Origin of the sequence: Actinomyces sp. HMT 175, from assembly GCF_016694895.1 — a bacterium.
Lineage (GTDB): Bacteria > Actinomycetota > Actinomycetes > Actinomycetales > Actinomycetaceae > Actinomyces > Actinomyces oris.
In genome coordinates this window covers 109282-128113 of record NZ_CP068012.1, presented here as the reverse complement: position 1 = coordinate 128113, position 18832 = coordinate 109282, and the positions used below count along the sequence as shown (strand labels likewise).

General features: G+C 73.0%; 14 protein-coding genes. 5 read left to right on the top strand and 9 right to left on the bottom strand.

The features are described 5' to 3' along the window. Positions 1-957: 957 nt before the first annotated feature. The 8 genes from JJJ14_RS00525 to JJJ14_RS00490 form a co-directional block, all read right to left on the bottom strand. Positions 958-2184 (bottom strand): thiopeptide-type bacteriocin biosynthesis protein, encoded by a 1227-nt coding sequence (locus JJJ14_RS00525; protein ID WP_201444381.1) that lies wholly within the window; start codon positions 2182-2184, stop codon positions 958-960. Continuing rightward, positions 2181-4823 carry a lantibiotic dehydratase gene (locus JJJ14_RS00520; protein WP_236592858.1) on the bottom strand — a complete coding sequence of 881 codons (2643 nt, stop codon included), beginning with the start codon at positions 4821-4823 and terminating at the stop codon, positions 2181-2183. Before JJJ14_RS00520 ends, JJJ14_RS00525 begins: the two co-directional genes overlap by 4 nt. After that, positions 4820-6055, bottom strand: coding sequence for a PqqD family protein (locus JJJ14_RS00515; RefSeq protein WP_201444380.1), 1236 nt, complete (start codon positions 6053-6055; stop codon positions 4820-4822). Before JJJ14_RS00515 ends, JJJ14_RS00520 begins: the two co-directional genes overlap by 4 nt. A 98-nt stretch (positions 6056-6153) precedes the next feature. Further along, entirely contained in the window at positions 6154-6357 is a 204-nt protein-coding gene (locus tag JJJ14_RS12675; protein WP_020992058.1) for a thiocillin family RiPP, read from the bottom strand. Positions 6358-6564: 207 nt separating this feature from the next. Continuing rightward, positions 6565-7302, bottom strand: coding sequence for a hypothetical protein (locus JJJ14_RS00505; protein ID WP_201444379.1), 738 nt, complete (start codon positions 7300-7302; stop codon positions 6565-6567). Continuing rightward, positions 7292-9127, bottom strand: coding sequence for a bacteriocin biosynthesis protein (locus JJJ14_RS00500; protein ID WP_201444378.1), 1836 nt, complete (start codon positions 9125-9127; stop codon positions 7292-7294). Before JJJ14_RS00500 ends, JJJ14_RS00505 begins: the two co-directional genes overlap by 11 nt. Position 9128: 1 nt before the next feature. Beyond that, entirely contained in the window at positions 9129-9902 is a 774-nt protein-coding gene (locus JJJ14_RS00495; RefSeq protein WP_236592857.1) for a cyclodehydratase, read from the bottom strand. Positions 9903-9907: 5 nt separating this feature from the next. Continuing rightward, complete coding sequence (locus JJJ14_RS00490; protein ID WP_201444377.1) at positions 9908-11305, bottom strand: YcaO-like family protein; 1398 nt, start codon at positions 11303-11305, stop codon at positions 9908-9910. A gap of 264 nt (positions 11306-11569) precedes the next feature. Between JJJ14_RS00490 and JJJ14_RS00485 the strand changes: the two genes are divergently transcribed. After that, positions 11570-12295 (top strand): response regulator transcription factor, encoded by a 726-nt coding sequence (locus JJJ14_RS00485; RefSeq protein WP_075378752.1) that lies wholly within the window; start codon positions 11570-11572, stop codon positions 12293-12295. Positions 12296-12347: 52 nt separating this feature from the next. On the opposite strand, the gene JJJ14_RS00480 is transcribed toward JJJ14_RS00485, so the two are convergent. Then, positions 12348-13346: a variant leucine-rich repeat-containing protein gene (locus JJJ14_RS00480; protein WP_201444376.1), complete on the bottom strand. Its 999-nt coding sequence runs from the start codon at positions 13344-13346 to the stop codon at positions 12348-12350. A gap of 146 nt (positions 13347-13492) precedes the next feature. Between JJJ14_RS00480 and JJJ14_RS00475 the strand changes: the two genes are divergently transcribed. The 4 genes from JJJ14_RS00475 (at position 13493) to JJJ14_RS00460 (ending at position 18710) form a co-directional block, all read left to right on the top strand. Next, positions 13493-13774, top strand: coding sequence for a metal-sensitive transcriptional regulator (locus tag JJJ14_RS00475; RefSeq protein WP_009406821.1), 282 nt, complete (start codon positions 13493-13495; stop codon positions 13772-13774). An 84-nt stretch (positions 13775-13858) separates the two neighbouring features. After that, positions 13859-14128, top strand: a complete 270-nt coding sequence (locus JJJ14_RS00470; RefSeq protein WP_009406768.1) for a heavy-metal-associated domain-containing protein — start codon at positions 13859-13861, stop codon at positions 14126-14128. A gap of 110 nt (positions 14129-14238) precedes the next feature. Continuing rightward, positions 14239-16956, top strand: coding sequence for a heavy metal translocating P-type ATPase (locus JJJ14_RS00465; RefSeq protein ID WP_201444375.1), 2718 nt, complete (start codon positions 14239-14241; stop codon positions 16954-16956). A 377-nt stretch (positions 16957-17333) separates the two neighbouring features. Next, on the top strand, positions 17334-18710 hold the full coding sequence (locus tag JJJ14_RS00460) for a MalY/PatB family protein (protein WP_201444374.1): 1377 nt from the start codon (positions 17334-17336) through the stop codon (positions 18708-18710). Positions 18711-18832: the final 122 nt, after the last annotated feature.

The following is an 18832-nucleotide window of genomic DNA, read 5'->3' as shown; positions in this document are numbered from 1 at the left end:
CAGGAAGTCGGGGACCGGAGGAAGTGGCCGACGAGACTCATCTGGAGTGCCCGCGAAGGGGATTCAGTACCTCACTGAAAAATGCCCGCAAAGCTCGTGGGCCGTGGTGGGCACGATAAGTGGGTTGCCCGGTGCAGGCCGGGGCCGTGATCTCCCCAACCTGTCGGGGACGGCCTGTTGCATCAGGTACTTTCCCAAGCCCGGGCAGTCAGCCCCGTAGGTCTGGATCAGGCGCTAGTAGACGCCCCCGGAGGCCTGGACCGGAGCGTGGTGCTCACCGGCGAGCAGAACCTCGAGACGCCTGGCCTGGGTGTCGATGAGCAAGCTGGCTCCGGTGTGCAGGGTGCGCCGGGGCGAGAGGCAGGCTCGATCAGAGCCTCAGCCCGACTATCAGACCTGACACCACCCGAACTGCACGAGGGTCGGGATCCACTGGCAGAGGGTCGGGTGTACTCCACAGGGTCCGGGGATTCGTGCAGTACGCACAACCCCCGACCAATACACCCCCACCCTCGTGCAGTAGGCCGCTCTAAAGTGGACCCGGCTCAGATCATCGTCGAACCATGACTTCTGAGTCCCCTGCGCGAGCACCTGAAGGGGCCAGGCAGGGACCGGTGGGGTTACCCCCGAGGTGAGAGAACCTGGATGCGCCGCCAAGAACCTGGCGGACCCACTCCCCGCACAGCCACGTGTCCACAGCGCTGACATCAGCGCGCCAGCCCTCGAAGCGCCTGGCACAGATCGTTGAAATCCCGGGGTTTCCTCCCAGGCTGGGAAGTCAGCGCAGCGCTGATGTCAGCACCGTGGACACTTCCAGGCCTTCATCGACACTCCACGGCCCTTCATGAACACCTCATCGACACTTCATGCACACTCTGGCGCCCTTCATCGACAATCAGGGGCCTTCTCATGGACACTTCGACGCGTTTCGGGGTTCAGGGCCCAGGCGGCGCCCGGCTACCCGACGGCGGCTGAGGGCTGGGCCGGGGGCACGGCGCCCCCGGTCAGGAGCTGGCGGGCGCACAGCCCGGCGATGCACTCCTCGGCCGGGTTGAGGCCGAGCCGGTTGACGTCGATGTGCAGCAGGTCCAGGGCCCGGCGCCCGCCGGTGCCCGCCCCCATGACGCCGATGGCGCGCCCGGCGTCGTCGGCCAGCTCACCCACGGCAGCCGCCGCCTGACTCCAGGACGGGATCTCATCGAACTGGAACTCGATGACCTCCAGCAACTGCTGAACGATCGGCCCCAGGGCACTGCCGTCACGCAGGTGCGCGGGGAGCCGCGAGCCCCACATCCGCAGGTGGGCGGAGAGCAGCTCGGCCTCGGGCAACGGCGCACTGCGGGCCGCCAGCGCCAGGAACCGCGCCGCCAGGGCCGCCCGCGGCACCGGCCGCGGAATCTGCCACACCTGATGGTCCAGGCACCATCGGCTCGAGACGTAGAAGTGCCGCTCGGCCTCCTCGACACCGGCCACACCCCCGTACTTGTCGTACTCGGGGCCGTAGACGCCGAAGGTGATGCCGGGCCGGCTCGCGCCGATCCCCCCGGTCATCGGATCGGAGACGAGACGCTCGACCGTGCGCGCCTCGGTGCGCTGAGCCATGGCCCCCAGCTCGCGCATGCTCGCGTAGGCCTCATCCAGAACGCCCTCAACGGCCTTGAGCCGCAGCCGGATGTGGTGCCCGCGCAGGTCCACGAAGCGCAGGAAGTGCGCCGAACGGATGTCCCACTGGCCGCGGGCCCGGGTCAGCCACTGGGCGACCTCGGGCAGCAGGGCGTCGGTGTCATCCCCGCCGGCGCAGTAGATCCGCGCATACAGCCAGCCGACCCCCTCACGCTGACCGGCCATCGCCGCACCCCGCTGACGCATCGCGCTGTGCTGGGCACGCAGGTTGCCGAAGTCGGCGGCCGCCATCTCCAGGGGCTGGATCCCCGGGATCGAGCCACCCGCCTGCGACGTCGCGCCCCCCAGGCCGACCATTCCGGCCTGGCCGGCCTGACCGCCCTGACTGGGCTGGCCCACCTGATCCATCTGGCCCACCTGGCTCTCCGGCCCGGTGCGCTCCGCCTGCTCACCGACCCGCGAGCGCCCCCCGAGCCAGCGCAGCCTGCGGGAGCGGATGAGCCGGCTGGGCTGGTTGCGCTGCTCGCGCCGGCTGGACTGGACGTCGTCGTGCGTGCTCATGCCATGCCTCCCAGGTTCTTGGGCCACTGGAGTCCCACCAGGTACTCGGCCACCGTCGGCTCACCGTCCTGGGTGAGCCCCAGGGCCTCGCCGCGGGCCGGTAGGGCCTCGACGAAGCTGATGTGGGCGGCGCCGGGGTCGATCCAGCCGCGCAGCGCCAGCAGCGACACCGGTGAGGTGAGATCCACGTAGCGGGGCTTGTGCTGGTCGAAGGTGGCGCCCTGGGAGGGCATGTGCTGGTGGACGAACACCTCCGTGGGTATGCCCCACTGCTTGCGCAGGTCGTCCATGTGCAGCAGGGTCGTGGTCAGGTCGCGGTCCATGAGCGGGGCGATCTGGTGGGCCGGGAAGGTCCAGGACTCGCGGCGGGTCACCAGGCGGCCGGCCACGTTCCGCTCGGAGTGCATCACCTCGTCGGGCAGGGGCCCGCTGAGGTCCCGACGGCGGCTGGTCCAGTGGTCCGCGAACGGGGGCAGCCGGGACCAGGGGTCGCTCAGCAGCACCAGCCAGGACAGGTAGCCGCCCAGGAGGTACTGGGGGGTCAGGCCCAGGTAGGCCAGCCCAACGGGCCCGGCGTCGTCGGTCAGGAACAGGGTGCTCGTGGCCGGGTCGTGGACGAGTCGCAGGGAGCTGAGGGGGACCGCGTCCGGCGCCCCCGGCTCACCGGGCAGCCCCAGCGGCGGCAGGAGCCCGCAGGAGACGGCCTGACCGGTGTTGCACTCGGTGCTGGCCTGGATCTCCAGGACCCTCTCGGTGCCCCAGGAGCTGCGGATCCGCGTGGCCAGGCGCTCCCGGAAGCCGGAGCCCAGGAGCCGGTGGAAGCGGGCCTGGAGGGAGCCGTTGGCGTTGGTGAAGGCGTTGACGACGGTCAGGCCCCCGCCGGCGGCGTAGGTCCGGGCGCTGGGGGCCACCGGCTGGAGGAAGGCGCCCAGGTGCCTGGGCGAGCCGGAGAGCCCGCCGGACAGCGCGGCGCGCTCCTCATCGGGACCGGCGGCATAGTCGAGCCCAGCGGCGCGCAGCATCTCCTGATCGCCGTCGGGGGCGTGGGCGATGGTCATGAAGAAGGCCAGCGGGTCCTTGCACACCCCGCCGTTTCCGAACAGGGAGACGAAGCGGGCCACCATGAGGTCGTAGATGTGGGAGCGGGCCACCCAGGGGTCGGCGAGCTCGCCCAGGGTCTTGACGTCCTGCTCGAAGGGGGCGTCCTCGAGAGGGTCGACCCAGCTGCGGGTCGACTCTCGGTCCTCGTAGAGGAAGCCGCTAGGGCGCTCACCGAGCTCGCCGTCGGGGAAGACGCGCTCGGCCAGGCGCACCGTGCGGTTGAGGAGCTCGGCGCGGCCGGGCCCGTCAGCGGCGCCGACGGCGTCGTCGAGCCGGGCCAGCCAGGCCAGGTCCTTGCCCCACTGGCGCTGCTGCTCCGGTGAGAGCGAGGCGGCCAGCAGCGGGAAGGGGTTCTCCCCGCGGTACCAGGGCACGTGCGGCACGATGGCGCCGGAGGCCAGCAGCCGCTCCAGGCGCAGGCGCGGGTCGGTGCCGCCCACGCGCTCGCAGGCGTCGCGCACGCTGAGCACGGCGTGCATGCCGCCGCCGGTGAGGGCGTCGTGGGTCTCCTGGAGCCAGCGGGCGGGCTGGATGGTCTCCTGGCGGAAGACCATGCCGTTGCCGTACTCGTGCTCGCCGACGACGGTCAGCGCCTCCGCCTCGACCTCCCGGGACGGGTACTGGCCGTAGGCGCCGGCCGCGTCCGGGCCGGGAGCCGCGCTGTAGGAGCGGCGCACGGGGGCGGGCTCGAGGTAGAGGGCGCCGTCGGGAGCCAGGTCCTGGGCGGTGGCGCTCAGGATGCGGTAGGCCAGGTGGGTGGCCACCATGCGGTGGCTGCGCCCGGTGGAGGGCTGGCCCGCCTCGTTGACGGTGGTCAGTCCCGAGAAGGGGCTGGTCTTGAGGGCGGCCCGGGTGGCCAGGGTGTAGAGGGTGCGCAGGACGCGGGGGTCCTCGAGCCGGCGGCCGCGGGTGGCCAGGGTGGAGACCAGGGCCGGGGCGGCAATCGCCAGGGCCTCCTGGTAGCCGGGCTCGTCGAGGCCGGCCGCCAGCAGCTCGCGGCTGCGGTCCAGGTCGACGTCGACCAGGACGGCCAGGCGGGCTCGGGTCTCCTCCTTGCGGGCCACCAGGGCGTCCCAGCGCTCCAACAGCGCGCGCAGCTCGGCGGGCAGGGCCGCCAGGACCTCCTCGGACAGGTCGGTGGCGCGCCCCTGGAAGACGCAGCGCTTGGCGCGCAGGACCGGGCGGCGCTCGGCCTTGTCCAGGGTGGGGACGATCTCGTAGAGCGGGTCGAGCAGCTGGTCGGCGGCGCCGTCAAGGACCTCGTCGAGCCGACGCAGGTAGTCAAGGGTGCCGATGACGGCGGCGCTGGTCTCGGGGACGGCCCGCACCGGCAGCCCGCCCAGGCGCACGAGGGTCGGCAGGGCCACGGCGGGCTGGGCCAGGGCCGGGGGCTCCGGCTCCGGTGCCGGTACCGGCGCTGGTACGGCGGAGGTCGGAGCGGATGGGATGGGCTCCCCGGGGGTCACGGCGGACACGGGCTGCGGCTGTGGCTGTTGGGAGGGGGAGGCACCGGCACGAGAGAGAACCGGCTGCGTCATAGGAGGAAACCTTTCAAGAGGGCGTACAGCCAGTAGCCTATCCATACAATGCTCATCACGAAGGCCACCAGTCCGAGAAGAGAGCACGCCAGCCCGTAGATGAAGTAGCCCCAGCGCACCGCGGGCCGCATGACGGCCAGACCCGGCGGCAGCGGCTGGCGCGTCAGGATGCAGCGCAGCACGAACATGGAGCGCCCGCGCAGGTTGACCGAGCCGGTGGCGGCCTCGACCGCGGCGACGCCGTCGGACTGGGTGAGGGGGTTGAGGTTGGTGACGAGCATGGTGAGCTGGAAGGCGCACAGGGTCAGGGCCACCTGGCGCACCGTTCCCGTCGAGGCCCAGGCGACGGCCGCCTCCAGGCCGCAGACGACGCCGTCGGAGAAGATGCCGGCCAGGGCCAGCATGGTCAGACCGCGCCGGGAGCGCACCCGGTAGGAGTCGGTGCGGTCGACGTAGGCGATGGGGATCGCCCAGAACATGAGCGCCACCCCCAGTCCGCGGATGGGGGTGCCCAGGTAGCCGGCGACGATGGCGTGCCAGGACTCGTGCAGCAGGATGCTCACCAGCTGGATCGCCACCGCCGTGACGAAGACCAGGACCCTCGGGCGGGGGCCCCCGGCCAGGGAGCTGAGCGCCATGGCCCCGGCCGCATACCCGCAGGCGGCCAGCGCCAGGAAGACCCAGCTGAGCGCGGGGGCCGGCAGGCGCTGGAGCAGGGTGACAACAGGAGCGACGATCCGGTGGTACTTGCGGGCAATGATGATGCGGGGCAGCCACCAGCCCCCGCTGCGGCGGGGCCTCTCGACCTTGAGGTGGCGGGCCCGGCGGGGCTGGGCCGTGTGGCGTCCACGGCTGCGCCTGGTGCGCGCCGGGGCCGCCGAAGCGGCGGGGGCGGCGGGGTCGGCGGGAGCGGGGTCGCCGCCCGCCAGGAGGCCCTTGTCGCGCAGGTTGTCGACCAGGCCCGTGATGCGCTTGGCGCCCGCCTCGTCGATGTCCTGGGGCAGCTCCTCGATGATGGTCGGCAGGGGGCGCACCCCGTCGAACTGGCCCACGATGAAGGCGGCGGCCGCGCCGAGCCGGTGGTACTTGCCCGAGTCGGAGTCGAACAGCATCGGCTGGTTGTCCATCCCGACGATGAGGCTCACCCCGCGGCGCAGGCGCGGGATCGGGCTCGTCGGGCGGCTACCAGGGATCGTCGGCGTTGTCCTCGCCGTACTCATCACCGTGCTCATCGTGGGCTCTTGGCTCCCTCAGGTCGGTTCACGGGGCTCCGGGGTACCACCAGTGGCGGGTAGGGAACCGCGGTCCCCTACCCGCCACCATGGGGTCGTCAGCAGGACGTCGTCGACGCGCTGGCAGCGCAGGCCGGGCACGAGGCCGAGGCCGCGCTGGCCGGGCACGAGGCCGAGGCGGCGCTGGCCGGACAGGACGCGCTGGCGCTGCTGAAGGCACAACCCAGGGCGTTGCCCTCGGGCAGCTCCTCGACGCCGAAGTCACTGTCGGCGAGGGTGAGATCAATCGAGCTGTTCGTCATATGCTGTTCACCTCCTTCTCTCAGATGTCTGGTGGGCAGGAGCGGGGCCCGTTCGGGCCCCGGGGGTCCGGTCTGCCGGGACCGGGCCCCAACCCCGCGAACGGGGTGGTCTGTGGAACTCTGTGACGCGGTATGCAGTTCTGGGTCCGTCTGGCCGGCGGTGGACCAGCAGGTGGGCCGACGGCGCTCGCGGCGGGCGGGCCGGGACTAGCCGGCCGCCTGATAGGGCGGTTCTGTCTGCCGACTGGCGATGGTGACGGCGAACATCTGGTGGCGGCTGACGCCGTCGGAGTCCAGCAGGTGGCGCACCGCCGAGGTGGCGAAGCCGGCGAAGACCGTCCCCACCAGTCCCCGAGCGGCGGCGCGCAGGTGCAGCGAGTAGATGAGGGCGGCGCTGCGGCTCATGGTGAAGCGGTAGCCGGCGGCCCCGCCCCAGGCGTCGGCCTCATCGAGGTTGGCGGCCACCGAGACGATGGCCCCGGCGCGGGCGAACTCCTTCTGCACCGCCATGCCCTCGATCTCCTCGGCCGGCGGCAGGGGGCGGACGAGGTCGACGCCGTCGAGCCGCACCCGGTAGATGCCGGGCTCGGCGCCGCCCGGGCCCAGCAGGAGCACGAAGGGCTCCAGGGGGCAGGCCGCCGCGTCCGTCCCCCAGGTGCGGGCGTCGTCGGCCAGGGCGTCGCGGACCATGCCCAGGAGGGCCTCGGCCTCGAGCGGCTCGGTGCCGTAGGTGGTCGACGACGAGCGGCGCTCGAAGGTCTCGTGCAGGCTGTGAGGGTAGGGGTCCTGGGGGCCGGGGACGAGCGCGTCCGGCACCCGGCAGTCCAGCGGCGGGCGCGGGCGTCGCGCGGCCAGGCCGTCGGAGGTCGGCTCGGCGGGGCGCGTGTCCGTTCCGGCGGAGAAGCCGGAGATGAGCTCGCGCAGCGTCTCGAAGTCAGTGCGCACGGCGGCCTCCCAGGTCGACGACGATGCAGGCCGGTTCCCGGGCCGGGTCGGTGCCCAGCGCCCGGGCGATGCGCTGCTCGTCCCAGCGGGCCCGGGCGCGCAGCGGCACCCCCAGGGCCTCGGCGACCAGGCGGATGACCTCGAAGGAGCAGCCGCAGTCCTGGACCGCGATGCGCAGGGCGAAGGAGAAGTACTTGCGGGCCACCTTGTCCACGTTGCCGGTCAGGACGATCCGGGCGCCGACGCCGTCGGGCAGGAGATCCGACCCGGCCCCCGCCGCTGCATCCGTCCCTGCATCTGTCACGTTGCCCGCCGCCTCGGGGGCGGGGCCGATGAGGGCCAGGGCGTGGTCGCGCTCGATGTAGACGTAGGTGCCGGGGGCGAGCCGCTGCCCGGCCGCCGCCCCCGTGACCTCCTGGCCGCTCTGCTCGTGCTCAGGCACGAGGACGTAGGCGGTCACCGAGCCGATGTTGCCGCCGGCGGCCGTCCAGCGGCGCAGCTTGGCGCTCAGCGGGGCCTGGGGGGTCTCAACCGGCTCCGCTCCGGTGGGTTCGGCGCCGAGCGGCTCGCGCACGCCCACCGACAGGGCCAGGATCGTGGCGAGCTCGCTCAGGGTGGGGCGGGCGAGGACGTCGGGCTCGGCGCCGTCGTCGGTGAGCGGGTGCGCGATCGGCCAGGGCTGGTCGAGGCGCTCGAGGTCGGCCGGCGGCAGGGGCGTGCGCGGGCAGACCGGCCAGTCGCGGAACTCGCGCTGGAGGCGCAGGTTGGAGGGCTTGTAGTGCTGCTGGTGGCCCTTGGAGTCGACGAAGGCGGCCGGCGGGATGGCCACGGACTGCTCGTAGCGGGCCCCCACGGGGGCCGAGGGCGCCACCGGCACCGGCTCCTCGCCGGCCCCGGCCACCGAGCAGATGGGGCAACCGGGGCGGGAGACGACCGGGCGGTCGGAGTAGGTGAAGGTGGCCAGGTCGGTGCGCCGCGCGTCCCCGGGAAGGTGGGTGACGGTGGCGCGGGCGATGAGGGCGGCTACGGCCCGGGCGGCCAGGCCGACGATGATGTCGTGGCGGGCTGCCTCGGGGCGAGGGCCGATCTCGGGCTCGTCGGCGCAGGCGCAGGCCAGGCAGGGTGAGAAGGACTCGTCGACATAGGGGCCGACCGTCACCGCCTCCTGCTCGGCGCGCACCCGCAGCAGCGCGATGCCCTCCTGCCGGCAGCGGCGCGCCACCTCCTGGGAGCGGGCCGTGGAGTCGGCGGTCTCGACGAGGACGGTGAGGGTGTCCCCGCGGCGGGGGGCGCTGTCGAGCCTCACCTCGGGCAGGGTGGGCTCCAGGGCGGCGACCATCTCTCCGGCCAGCTCGGCGTCCCCCACGACGGCGACCCGGGCGGCGGCCAGGCGGCGGGCGGCGTCCTGCCAGGAGTCGTTGACGCCGGTGGAGTCGCCCAGGCGGGAGAGCAGCCGGGCCAGCTCGGGCGGCGGGTCTCCGGGGGCGGGCTCGGTGTCGCCCTCCTCGACGATGCCGCCGGTCCACAGCAGGGAGACGGCCTCGAAGGCGGCCTGGGGGCCGACGCCGGTGACCTCGCCGATCTCGTCGAGGGTGCGGGTGCCGTCGCAGGCCTGGAGCAGGGCGCCCATGTGCTCGCGGGCGAAGACCCCACCCAGGACCTGGCTCTTGCGGGCCCCGTCGATGATCCAGCCGGTCTCCTCGGGCCGGGCGCGCAGGCCCAGGCGCACCACGGGCTTGCGGGGGATACGGAACTGCAGGTCGCGGCGGGCGGCGCGGCCGACGTCGCCGGCGCGCATGACGGAGCCTGTGGCATCCCCGGCCATTTCAGGCCACCTCCCCACGCCGCTCGGGCAGGAGGGCCGCGAGCGCGGGCAGGCCGTCACGGCGGCCCTCGTAGCGGCCCGAGCAGGTCTCGCAGCGGTCCACGGCCACGGTCGGCGAGCAGGTGGTGATGCCGGAGACGAGGTCGATGGTCCACACCTGGCCACCGATCGGGGCGACGTCGTCGGTGCCCTGCGCAGCCGGGTCCTGGGGGTCGGGGGTGTCGAGGGTCTGCAGGGCCAGGGAGATGAGGCCGGCGCCCAGGAGCACGTGGTGGTGGGCGTAGGCCTGCTCCAGCGGGCCGTGCTCGGAGACGACCTCGGGGGGCAGGGGGCGGTAGCCGTGCTGGCGGCGGCGCCGGTCGTAGCAGCGGTAGCAGGCGCTGCGGCCGGGGACCACGAGTGGCCCGCAGCGCAGTTCGGTGGGGAAGAGCTCCAGGCCCAGGGAGGGCATCCCCCGGGTGAAGGACAGGGTGTCGAGGTCTTCGCGCAGGCCGGTCTGGTCGGGGTCGGCGATGAGGACCGCACGGTCGGCGTAGGGGATGTAGGCGCTGACCAGCCCCTGGTCGACCGGGATGACGACGTCGCCGGGCCCGGCCAGGCGCGTGGCGACGGCGCGCGCGAACCCGCCCTGGGGCAGGTAGGCCGTCACCGGCCCCGTGGGGGCCTGCGGTGCCGGCGACTGTGCCGGCTGTGCGGCCGGTGCGGGCAGCGTCGTGCTCATGTCGGGTCGGGGCTCCTGGGTGTCGGTCAGTGAGGCGGACGGAGATGCGGGCATCGGGCTCAGGCGAAGGGCTGGCGGACGGGGTTGATCCCCGCCTCGTCATGGACGGTCAGGCCCATCGCTCGGGGCGCCTGGTAAAGGCGGGGCGTGGCGAGGTAGCGGGCGTGGTGGCTGAAGGACAGGGGCATGGCCTCGGGGATGAGGGCCTTGATGACGTGCATGCCGACCTGGCGGGCCTCGTCGGTGGTGATGTCGACGACGATGGCCTCGGCGCCGGCCCGCTCCAGGTTGGCGACGACCTGCTCGAGCGGGTCGGGGCCGGCACTGCCGCTGGCGCCGTCGGGGCTGTCGCTGCCGGCTGCGGGCCTGGACGCCGTGAGGGTGCCGATGTCATCGAGGGCGTGGACGGGCCGCTCCCCCTCCAGGAGGAAGTCGAAGACGTGGCGCATGGACAGCTCGGCGTCGGCCAGGGCGCCACCGACGACGGTGAGGTCCTGGCCCTTGATCTCCTGGGCGCGCGGGCCGCGGGCGTGGCTGCGCAGGGCGATGCGCAGGGAGGCGAGCTCGCGGTAGATCTTGGCCAGCGCCCGCTGCGGGTCGATGTCGCAGGTGGCGGCCACTACCTGGGCCAGCTCGGGGTCGACCTGGGAGGTCTGGACGGCGTAGAGGGTGGGGACGCCGTAGTCGGTGGTGGCGTCGAACAGGTGGGTCTCCAGCTCGGTGGAGGTGCCGACCCGGTGGTACTCGGCGACCTCCTCCCCCAGGCTGGAGGGGTCGACGGCGACCGCGGGCAGGCGCAGGCGCTGGAGCCAGGTCAGGGCGATGGAGTCGCGCTCGATGACCTCGAGCAGGCCGCCCAGGACCGCCTCGCGCAGGTCGGAGTGCGCGGCGGTGCCGGTGGAGATGGGGTTGACGAACTGCTCGGAGGGGGTGCGCACCGGGAAGTTGAGGTACGTCAGCACCGCTGGGACGAAGACCTCACGGCCGCGGGTCAGGGACCAGCCGCGCACCCATCGTAGGGGGACGCGGGGGTCTGAGGCGATGAGCCCGCAGTCGGGGTCCGCCAGCTCGGTGGCCGAGCACGCCGGCCAGCGCTCCGGTCCGATCGCGGCCTCGCCGAGACCGGCGGGGGTGTCCCACACCAGCTCCTCCTCCGTCCATGAGCAGCTGGAGTAGCGCTCCATCGTCTCCACAATCGCGATGTGTCTGGCGCGATCGGCGTCGATGGCCCCGCCGGCCCCGTCGAAGTTGCCCGCCTCGGCACGGTGATTCCAGGTGCGCTGTGACCTCAGCGCCTCAGAGGGATCACCCAGAAGACCGGTCCAGATCGCGAAGACCGGCTCTCCGGCCGCTTGGGGCAGCTCGGTGGAACGGGAAACCAGGCCGAAGGGAGACTCGAGTAACGCAGCACGAGCCAGTGATGGCGCGACGCCCTCAATGAGCGCAGAGCGATACACGGACCCTCCTTCCTGGGAACGACAGAGGAGGCACACTTGGGGAAGTGCCGTTGGACATGAGCCTGCCGGAATCCGACGGGGCCTCGCATCGCCCTTTGATCTATTGCTTTCCTCGCCGTTTGGATGGCCCCCTCCACCTTTCGTCGGGGCGCGTCTGAGGGTGTTTACACGGCGATCATCTTTTTTCAGGTAGTTTGTTCACTGTTCCCAGCAGACCGCGCCCCCCACTGATCGCGGACTGCACACATCTGCCCAAGGAGACTCATGTCTTCCCAGATTTCTCCCGATTGTGTCGGCCTGGCCCTGGTCGACGACGACGCGATGGCCCTGGCCCATCTGGAGTCCTATTTCTCCGACGTCGAGGACTTCACGATCCTCACCGCGACGCGCTCACCTCGCGCCGTCCTGCGATTTGTGCAGTCCCATCAGGTCGACGTCCTCATCACCGATGTCCACATGGAGCACATGGACGGCGTGGAGATGACCCGGGAGGTGCTCCGCCTCTCGCCGTCGACCCGGGTCATTCTGCTGACCACGGTGGACACCGACGAGGACCTCCTGCAGGGCCTGGGAGCCGGGGCCAGCGGCTTCCTGCTCAAGAGCGCACCGGCTGAGGAGATCATCGCGGCGGTGCGCACGGTCCACTCCGGGGCGAAGGTCGTGGCCCCGACGCCGACGACGCGCCTGATCGACTACGCCCTGGCCTCCGTGCGCGGTGCGGACGGCAGCGTCCACCTCTCTCAGCGGGAGCGCGACGTGCTCCGCCTCCTGTGCGAGGGGGCCTCGAACCGCAAGATCGCCTCCCTGCTGGCGATCGCCGAGGCGACGGTCAAGTCCCACATCACCGGCCTGTTCCACAAGACGGGGACGGTCTCACGCCTGGAGATCGTGGTGTGGGCCTTCAAGCACGGCTACGCCTCCAACAGCCCCATCACCATCCCGGCCGCCAGCGCCCCGAGCGGCTCGACCCCGGGCTCCGCCGCACCCTGAGGCGCGACCACTCCCTGGGGCCGCACCCCCACCCCCTTGACCCCCTTGCGCCTCAGCCGTTGAGGGCCCGGATGACGATGAACAGCAGGGCGAAGAGGATCCAGCCGATGATCTTGGCCGGGCTCGTGCTGGACGGCGACGACGGGGCCGACCTCCTGGCGCTGCGCGAGGAGGCCGGGGCGTTGTAGCGCCCCATCCCGAAGGAGGCGCCGGGGATCCCCGGTGCACCGGAGGGCGGCGGAGGTGCGGACGGCAGACCGACGGCGGGCGCTCCTCCCACGGCCCAGGGGTCGGCCTCCACCCGGCCCGGGGCGGCTCCAACAGGCCCGGCAATCCCGACCGGCCCGGCGAACCCCGGCACCGGGTAGGGCGCCGCGGGCGCGAAGCGTCCGGGCGGCATCGGGGCCGGGGGCGCAGGCATCGTCACCGCCGGCCGCTGCGGAGGCGGGGCGGGGGCCTGCGTGACCCGGGCCGCGGCTGTGCGCGAGGCGGTGCGGGCCGGAGCGGTATGGGCGGAGGCGGTGTGCGGTCTGGCCGTACGCCGGCTCGACGGCGCCCGCCGCCCGCCCTTGCCGTTGCGAGCGGCCGCACCGGTGGGCTCGGTGGGATCGGCGTCGGTGGGTTGGTGGCCCGAGCCGTCGTCGTCGAAGAGTGGTGAGCCCATGAGCGGGTCACCCAGGACGGAGCCGAAGGGTTCATCTCCCAGGCCGATGTCGGAGGGCTCCCAGCCCGTGGGCGCCAGCGACACAGCATCATCGGCGTCGTCGGCACCGCCAGAGCCGCCCGTCCGAGCCACCGCGACCTCAGGACCGCGGCGTCCGGAGCCGGCGGAGGCACCCCCCATACGGCTCACCCAGGCGCGCAGCTCCGGTGAGCAGCCCGGATTGTCCGCGATGACGCCGCGCAGGTCGGGACGGTTGCCGGCCAGCACCATGAGTCGCCCGGCACCCGCCCTGGGGTCCCGGGCGAGCTGGAGATCGGGGTCATCTGGCGTCCGGGACACCGCGTCGGGTTCGGCGGGGCCAGGAGCGGCATGGGCAACGGCGGTCATGGCACGAGCATCCCACGTCACCCTCCGCCATGTGCCGGATCCGCACCCATCCAGCCGGTCACCGCCAGCCAGATACCCCTCAGGGGTATTTGACACCCCTACCCCCTAGGGGTATGGTCGGTGCCGACCGAGACAACGGAGGAGAGATGGCCGGCTACACCGGATCCAAGGAGGACTACCTCAAGCGCCTGCGCCGCATCGAGGGGCAGGTTCGGGGCATCTCCCGCATGGTTGAGGAGGACGTCTACTGCATCGACGTCCTCACCCAGATCTCCGCCGCCACCAAGGCCCTTCAGGCCGTCAGCCTCGGCCTGCTGGAGGACCACATGAGCCACTGCGTCCTGCACGCCGCCCAGGCGGGTGACGAGGAGGGCACCGCCAAGATCCGCGAGGCCTCCGACGCCATCGCCCGGCTCGTGCGGTCCTGAGCGCCAGGGTCCGCTCCACGGCGGACCATCTGGTTCCCGTTCCGATCCACCCATTTTCCGCACACGCCTCCCAAGGAGTGAGAGATGACTGAGTTCACCGCCGACGGTATCGACCGCACCACCACACTCAAGGTCTCCGGACTCACCTGCGGCCACTGCGTCGCCCACGTCACCGAGGAGCTCGAGGCGCTCGACGGCGTCAAGGACGTCTCCGTCCTGCTCAACAAGGGCGGGCAGTCCACCGTCACCGTGCTCTCCGATATCCGCCTCGACGACGCCGCCCTGGCCGAGGCCATCGACGAGGCCGGGGACTACACCCTCGACGCCGTCGAGCGCGACGACCGCGAGCGCTGAGCCCGGGAGAGTCCCCGTCGACGCCCGAGCCCCGGGTGCCGACGGGCGGCAGCGGACGCCAGCAGACAGCACCGGACGGCACTGGACGACAACGGACACAGGAGGCTCCCATGAGTACGACCAGCCAGGAACTCGACGGGCAGCTGCGCACCGTCAACCTCTCCATCGGGGGCATGACCTGCGCCAGCTGCGTGGCCCGGGTGGAGAAGAAGCTGAACAAGCTCGACGGCGTGAGCGCCTCGGTCAACCTCGCCACCGAGTCGGCCCGCATCACCGCCCCGAGCGCGGTGAGCGTCGATGACCTCCTGGCCACGGTCGCTCGCGCCGGCTATACCGGCGCCCTGCTGGACACCGCCTCACCAGATGAGTCGGCGCAATCGGAGGCGTCACCGGCCGGGGAGCCTGAGTCAACGACGCCGGCGGCTCAGGCGTCGGGACCGTCTGCGCCCGGTTCGGCCGGGGGTGGACGCGGCACCAAGGGCACAGGCGGCCGCGCGACGCTGTCCATGGCCGCGACACCGGCCACGCGCCCCGGCGCCCCCGCCAGCCCCGCCGACACCTCCCCCCGCTCCGCCTCCGGGAGCGGGGCAAAGTCCCTGGGCGCCTCGCATATGGAGCGGGCCGCCGACCTGCGGCTGCGGCTCATCTACTGCCTCATCCTGTCGGTGCCGATCATGGCGATCTCCATGGTGCCGGCCCTCCAGCTGCCGGGCTGGCAGTGGACGGTGGCACTCATGGCGCTGCCGGTGGCGGTCTGGGGGGCCTGGCCCTTCCACAAGGCGGCCTTCCGGGCGCTGCGCCACGGGGCCTTCACGATGGACACGCTCGTGTCCCTCGGGGTGATCGCCGCGACCGGCTGGAGCCTGTGGGCGCTGGTGCTCGGCGGGGCCGGGCACATCGGCATGCGGATGAGCATGGAGCTGCTGCCCCGCTCCCAGGGGCATGCCGCCCACATGTACTTCGAGTCGGCCGCCTGGGTGACCACGTTCCTCCTGGCGGGCCGCTACGCGGAGGCGCGCGCCAAGTACCGTTCCGGCGACGCCCTGCGCGCCCTGCTGGAACTGGGTGCCAAGGAGGTGACCCGAGTCGTCCTCACCTCGCCGTCGGGCAGCCGCGACGCCGTCGACGTCCTGGACGAGGACGGCTCGCCGCGCGCGGAGGCCACCCGCACCGAGGAGCGCATCAGTATTGAGGACCTGGCGGCCGGGGACCTGTTCCTCGTGCGGCCCGGCGAGAAGGTGGCCGCCGACGGCGTCGTCGTCGAGGGCCGCTCGGCCGTGGACGCCTCGCTGCTCACCGGGGAGTCCGTACCCACCGAGGTCGAGGCCGGACAGACCGTCACCGGGGCGACCGTCAACACCTCCGGCGTCCTGCTGGTGCGGGCCACGGCCGTGGGCGAGGGGACGACACTGGCGCGGATCGGCCGGATGGTGACGGCCGCGCAGGCGGGCAAGGCCCCCGTCCAGCGCCTGGCGGACCGGATCTCGGGGGTGTTCGTGCCCATCGTCCTGGTGCTGTCGGCCGCGACCCTGGCGGGGTGGCTGCTCACCGGGCACAGCCCGCAGGCGGCCTTCACCGCGGCGGTGGCCGTGCTCGTCATCGCCTGCCCCTGCGCGCTGGGGCTGGCCACGCCGACGGCGCTGCTGGTCGGTTCGGGCCGGGCCGCCCAGCTGGGCGTGGTCATCAAGGGCCCGGAGGTGCTGGAGTCGACGCGGGCCCTGGACACGATGGTCATGGACAAGACCGGCACGGTCACCCAGGGCCGCATGAGCCTGGACGTCGAGGCCTGCCAGGAGGTGGGCGCCGGCGCAGGTACCGGAGCAGACACCGCTGCGGGCCTGGCCCCGCTCGGGGAGGAGGCGCTGCGCCTGGCGGGGGCGGTCGAGTCCGCCTCGGAGCACCCGGTGGCCACAGCCATCACGGCGGCCGCCCGCGAGCGATTGAGCGACCTGCCGACGCCGGCCGACTTCTCCAACCACGAGGGCCGAGGCGTCTCCGCCACCGTGGAGGGGCGCCGGGTCGCGGTAGGCCGGCCGGGCTGGCTCGCCGGCGAGATGGGTGCCGAGGTTCCCGAGGCGGTGCGCTCCGCCGTGGAGAAGGCCCAGGACTCCGGCGCGACCGCCGTCGTCCTGGCCGTGGGCGGGGCCGGTGAGGCCGCGAGCGTTGAGACCGGGGCGCCCGACGGGGCCGCCGCGGACAGCACCGCTGACGCCTCCGCCGACGCCGGCGCGACGGCCCCCGATACGCAGCCACTGAAGGCCATGGCGGTTCTCGTGGTGCGGGACACGGTGCGGCCCTCCTCGCGGGAGGCGGTGGCGGCACTGCGCGAGCTGGGGATCCGGCCGGTGCTGCTGACCGGGGACAACACCCGGGCCGCTGAGCACGTGGCGGCCCAGGTGGGGATCGACGCCGCCGACGTGCGCGCCGAGGTGCTGCCCGCCGACAAGCGCGACGTCGTCGCCGACCTGCAGGCCCAGGGCGCGGTGGTCGGCATGGTGGGCGACGGGGTCAACGACGCCGCCGCCCTGGCTCAGGCCGGCACGCAGGGGCTGGGTTTCGCCATGGGCTCGGGGGCGGACGTGGCCATTGAGGCCGCCGACATCACCCTGGTGCGCACGGACCTGGATGCGGCGGTGGCGGCGGTGCGGGTGTCGCGGGCGACCCTGCGGATCATCCGTCAGAACCTGTTCTGGGCCTTCGCCTACAACGTGGCCGCGATCCCGCTGGCAGCCGCCGGGCTGCTCAACCCCATGATCGCGGGGGCCGCCATGGCCGCCTCCAGCGTCATCGTGGTCACCAACTCCCTGCGCCTGCGCCGCGCCGGCTGACCGGTTGCCACCGTGCCGGTGGTCGAGACAACGCACCGGCACGGTGGCGCCGGCGGCGGCGCTCCCGCTATGCTCACGGCCATGACGACTCTTTCGCCCCAGGCCCGCGCGATGATGGTGCGCACCCTTGGCGAGGGTCGAATGTGCATGCGCTGACAGCGCCAGCCGTCGCTGTCTGACACGTAACGGTGAGAGTCCGAGCCGCCTGAGACCGGCTCGTCGCACTCCGCGGAGGCCCGCCGCCCCCGTGTTCATCCCTCCAGCCACCCGCCACCTCGGCTGGCCCGCGCGCCGGCCACCCCTGAGCCCGACGCCGCAGCAGCGCCTTGCGCCCTCGCGCGTCACCGCCGCCAGGGCACCCGAGAGGACCACTTGCCATGCACACCCGCCTCACCCCCGTCTCCAGCTCCGCCGACTCCACCGACTCCGCCTGTCCGGCCCGCCCTGACCTCACAGCCCCCCACGCGCCGACCGCCTCCTCCCCCGCGGCCACCTTCTTCACCGCCCCCGCCGTCGATCCGGCCGTCTTCGACGCGGTCCCCGACCGCCGCGGCACGGCCAGCCTCAAGTGGGACTCCGCCGTCAAGCGCGGCCGCCCCGAGGACGTCCTGCCCCTGTGGGTGGCGGACATGGACCACGCCACCGCGCCGGCGGTCACCAGTGCCCTGCTGTGGCGCACCCGCCACGGCATCTTCGGCTACTCCGAGCCCGACGAGGCCTATCGGACGGCCCTGACCGGCTGGTTCTCCCGACGCTACGGCTGGCAGGTGGAGGCCGAGTGGAACACCGTGACCCCGGGCGTCGTGCCGGCCCTGGCCCTGGCGGTGCGGGCCCTGACCGCACCGGGTGAGACGGTCCTCATCGAGGAGCCCGTCTACTACCCCTTCCGCGACGTCGTCGAGGTCAACGAGCGCACCGTGGCCGCCGTCCCCCTCGTGCGTGACGCCGACGGCGTCTACCGCCGCGACCTGGCCGCCCTGGAGGAGACCATCGAGGCGACCGGTGCGCGCCTGCTGCTCCTGTGCAACCCGCACAACCCGGTGGGCCGGGTCTGGAGCCGCGAGGAGCTCGCCGCGCTGGAGGAGGTCACGGCCCGCCATGGCGTCGTCGTCGTGGCCGATGAGATTCACGCGGACCTGGCCCTGCCGGGTTTCGCGACGACGCCCTTCGCCTCCCTGAGCGAGGCGGCCGCCGCCCACACGATCACCTGCACCTCGCCGTCGAAGTCCTTCAACCTCGCCGGCCTGCAGGTCGCCAACATCCTCATCTCCGATACCCACCTGCGCAGGGCCTTCCGCCGCGAGCTGGCCACCACCGGCTACTCCCAGCCCAATACCCTGGGCCTGACGGCCTGCCGGGCCGCCTACGAGAGCGGGGACGCCTGGCTGGACGCCCTGCGCGAGCACATCGCGGCCGCCCGGGCCCATGTCGAGGCGCGCCTGGAGCGGATCGAGGGGATCGAGGCCGCCCCCTGCGAGGGCACCTACCTGCTGTGGCTGGACTGCTCGGGATTCCTGAAGGCCGCCGGGCTCGAGCCCGAGCAGCTCGACGAGGTCATGCTCAACGAGGCCGGGCTCTGGCTCGACGACGGCCGGATCTTCGGGGCCGGCGGTGAGGGCTTCACCCGCATCAACGTCGCCTGCCCCCGCGCCACCCTCGACGCCGCCCTGGACCGGTTGGAGGCGGCCGTCGTCGCCGTGACCGCCCGTGCCGCCGCCCAGGCCGGGCAGGGACCCGCCGCCCTGTCCGCCTGAGCCGGCTCGCCCGGGCCGCACCAAGGATGCCGGCCCGCAGGCGTCCAGTCACCGGTCACCGGCTGCGCCGCCGTCGACCGTCAGTCATCATGTCTTCCCGCCGCTGCCCCGCCCATGAGGAG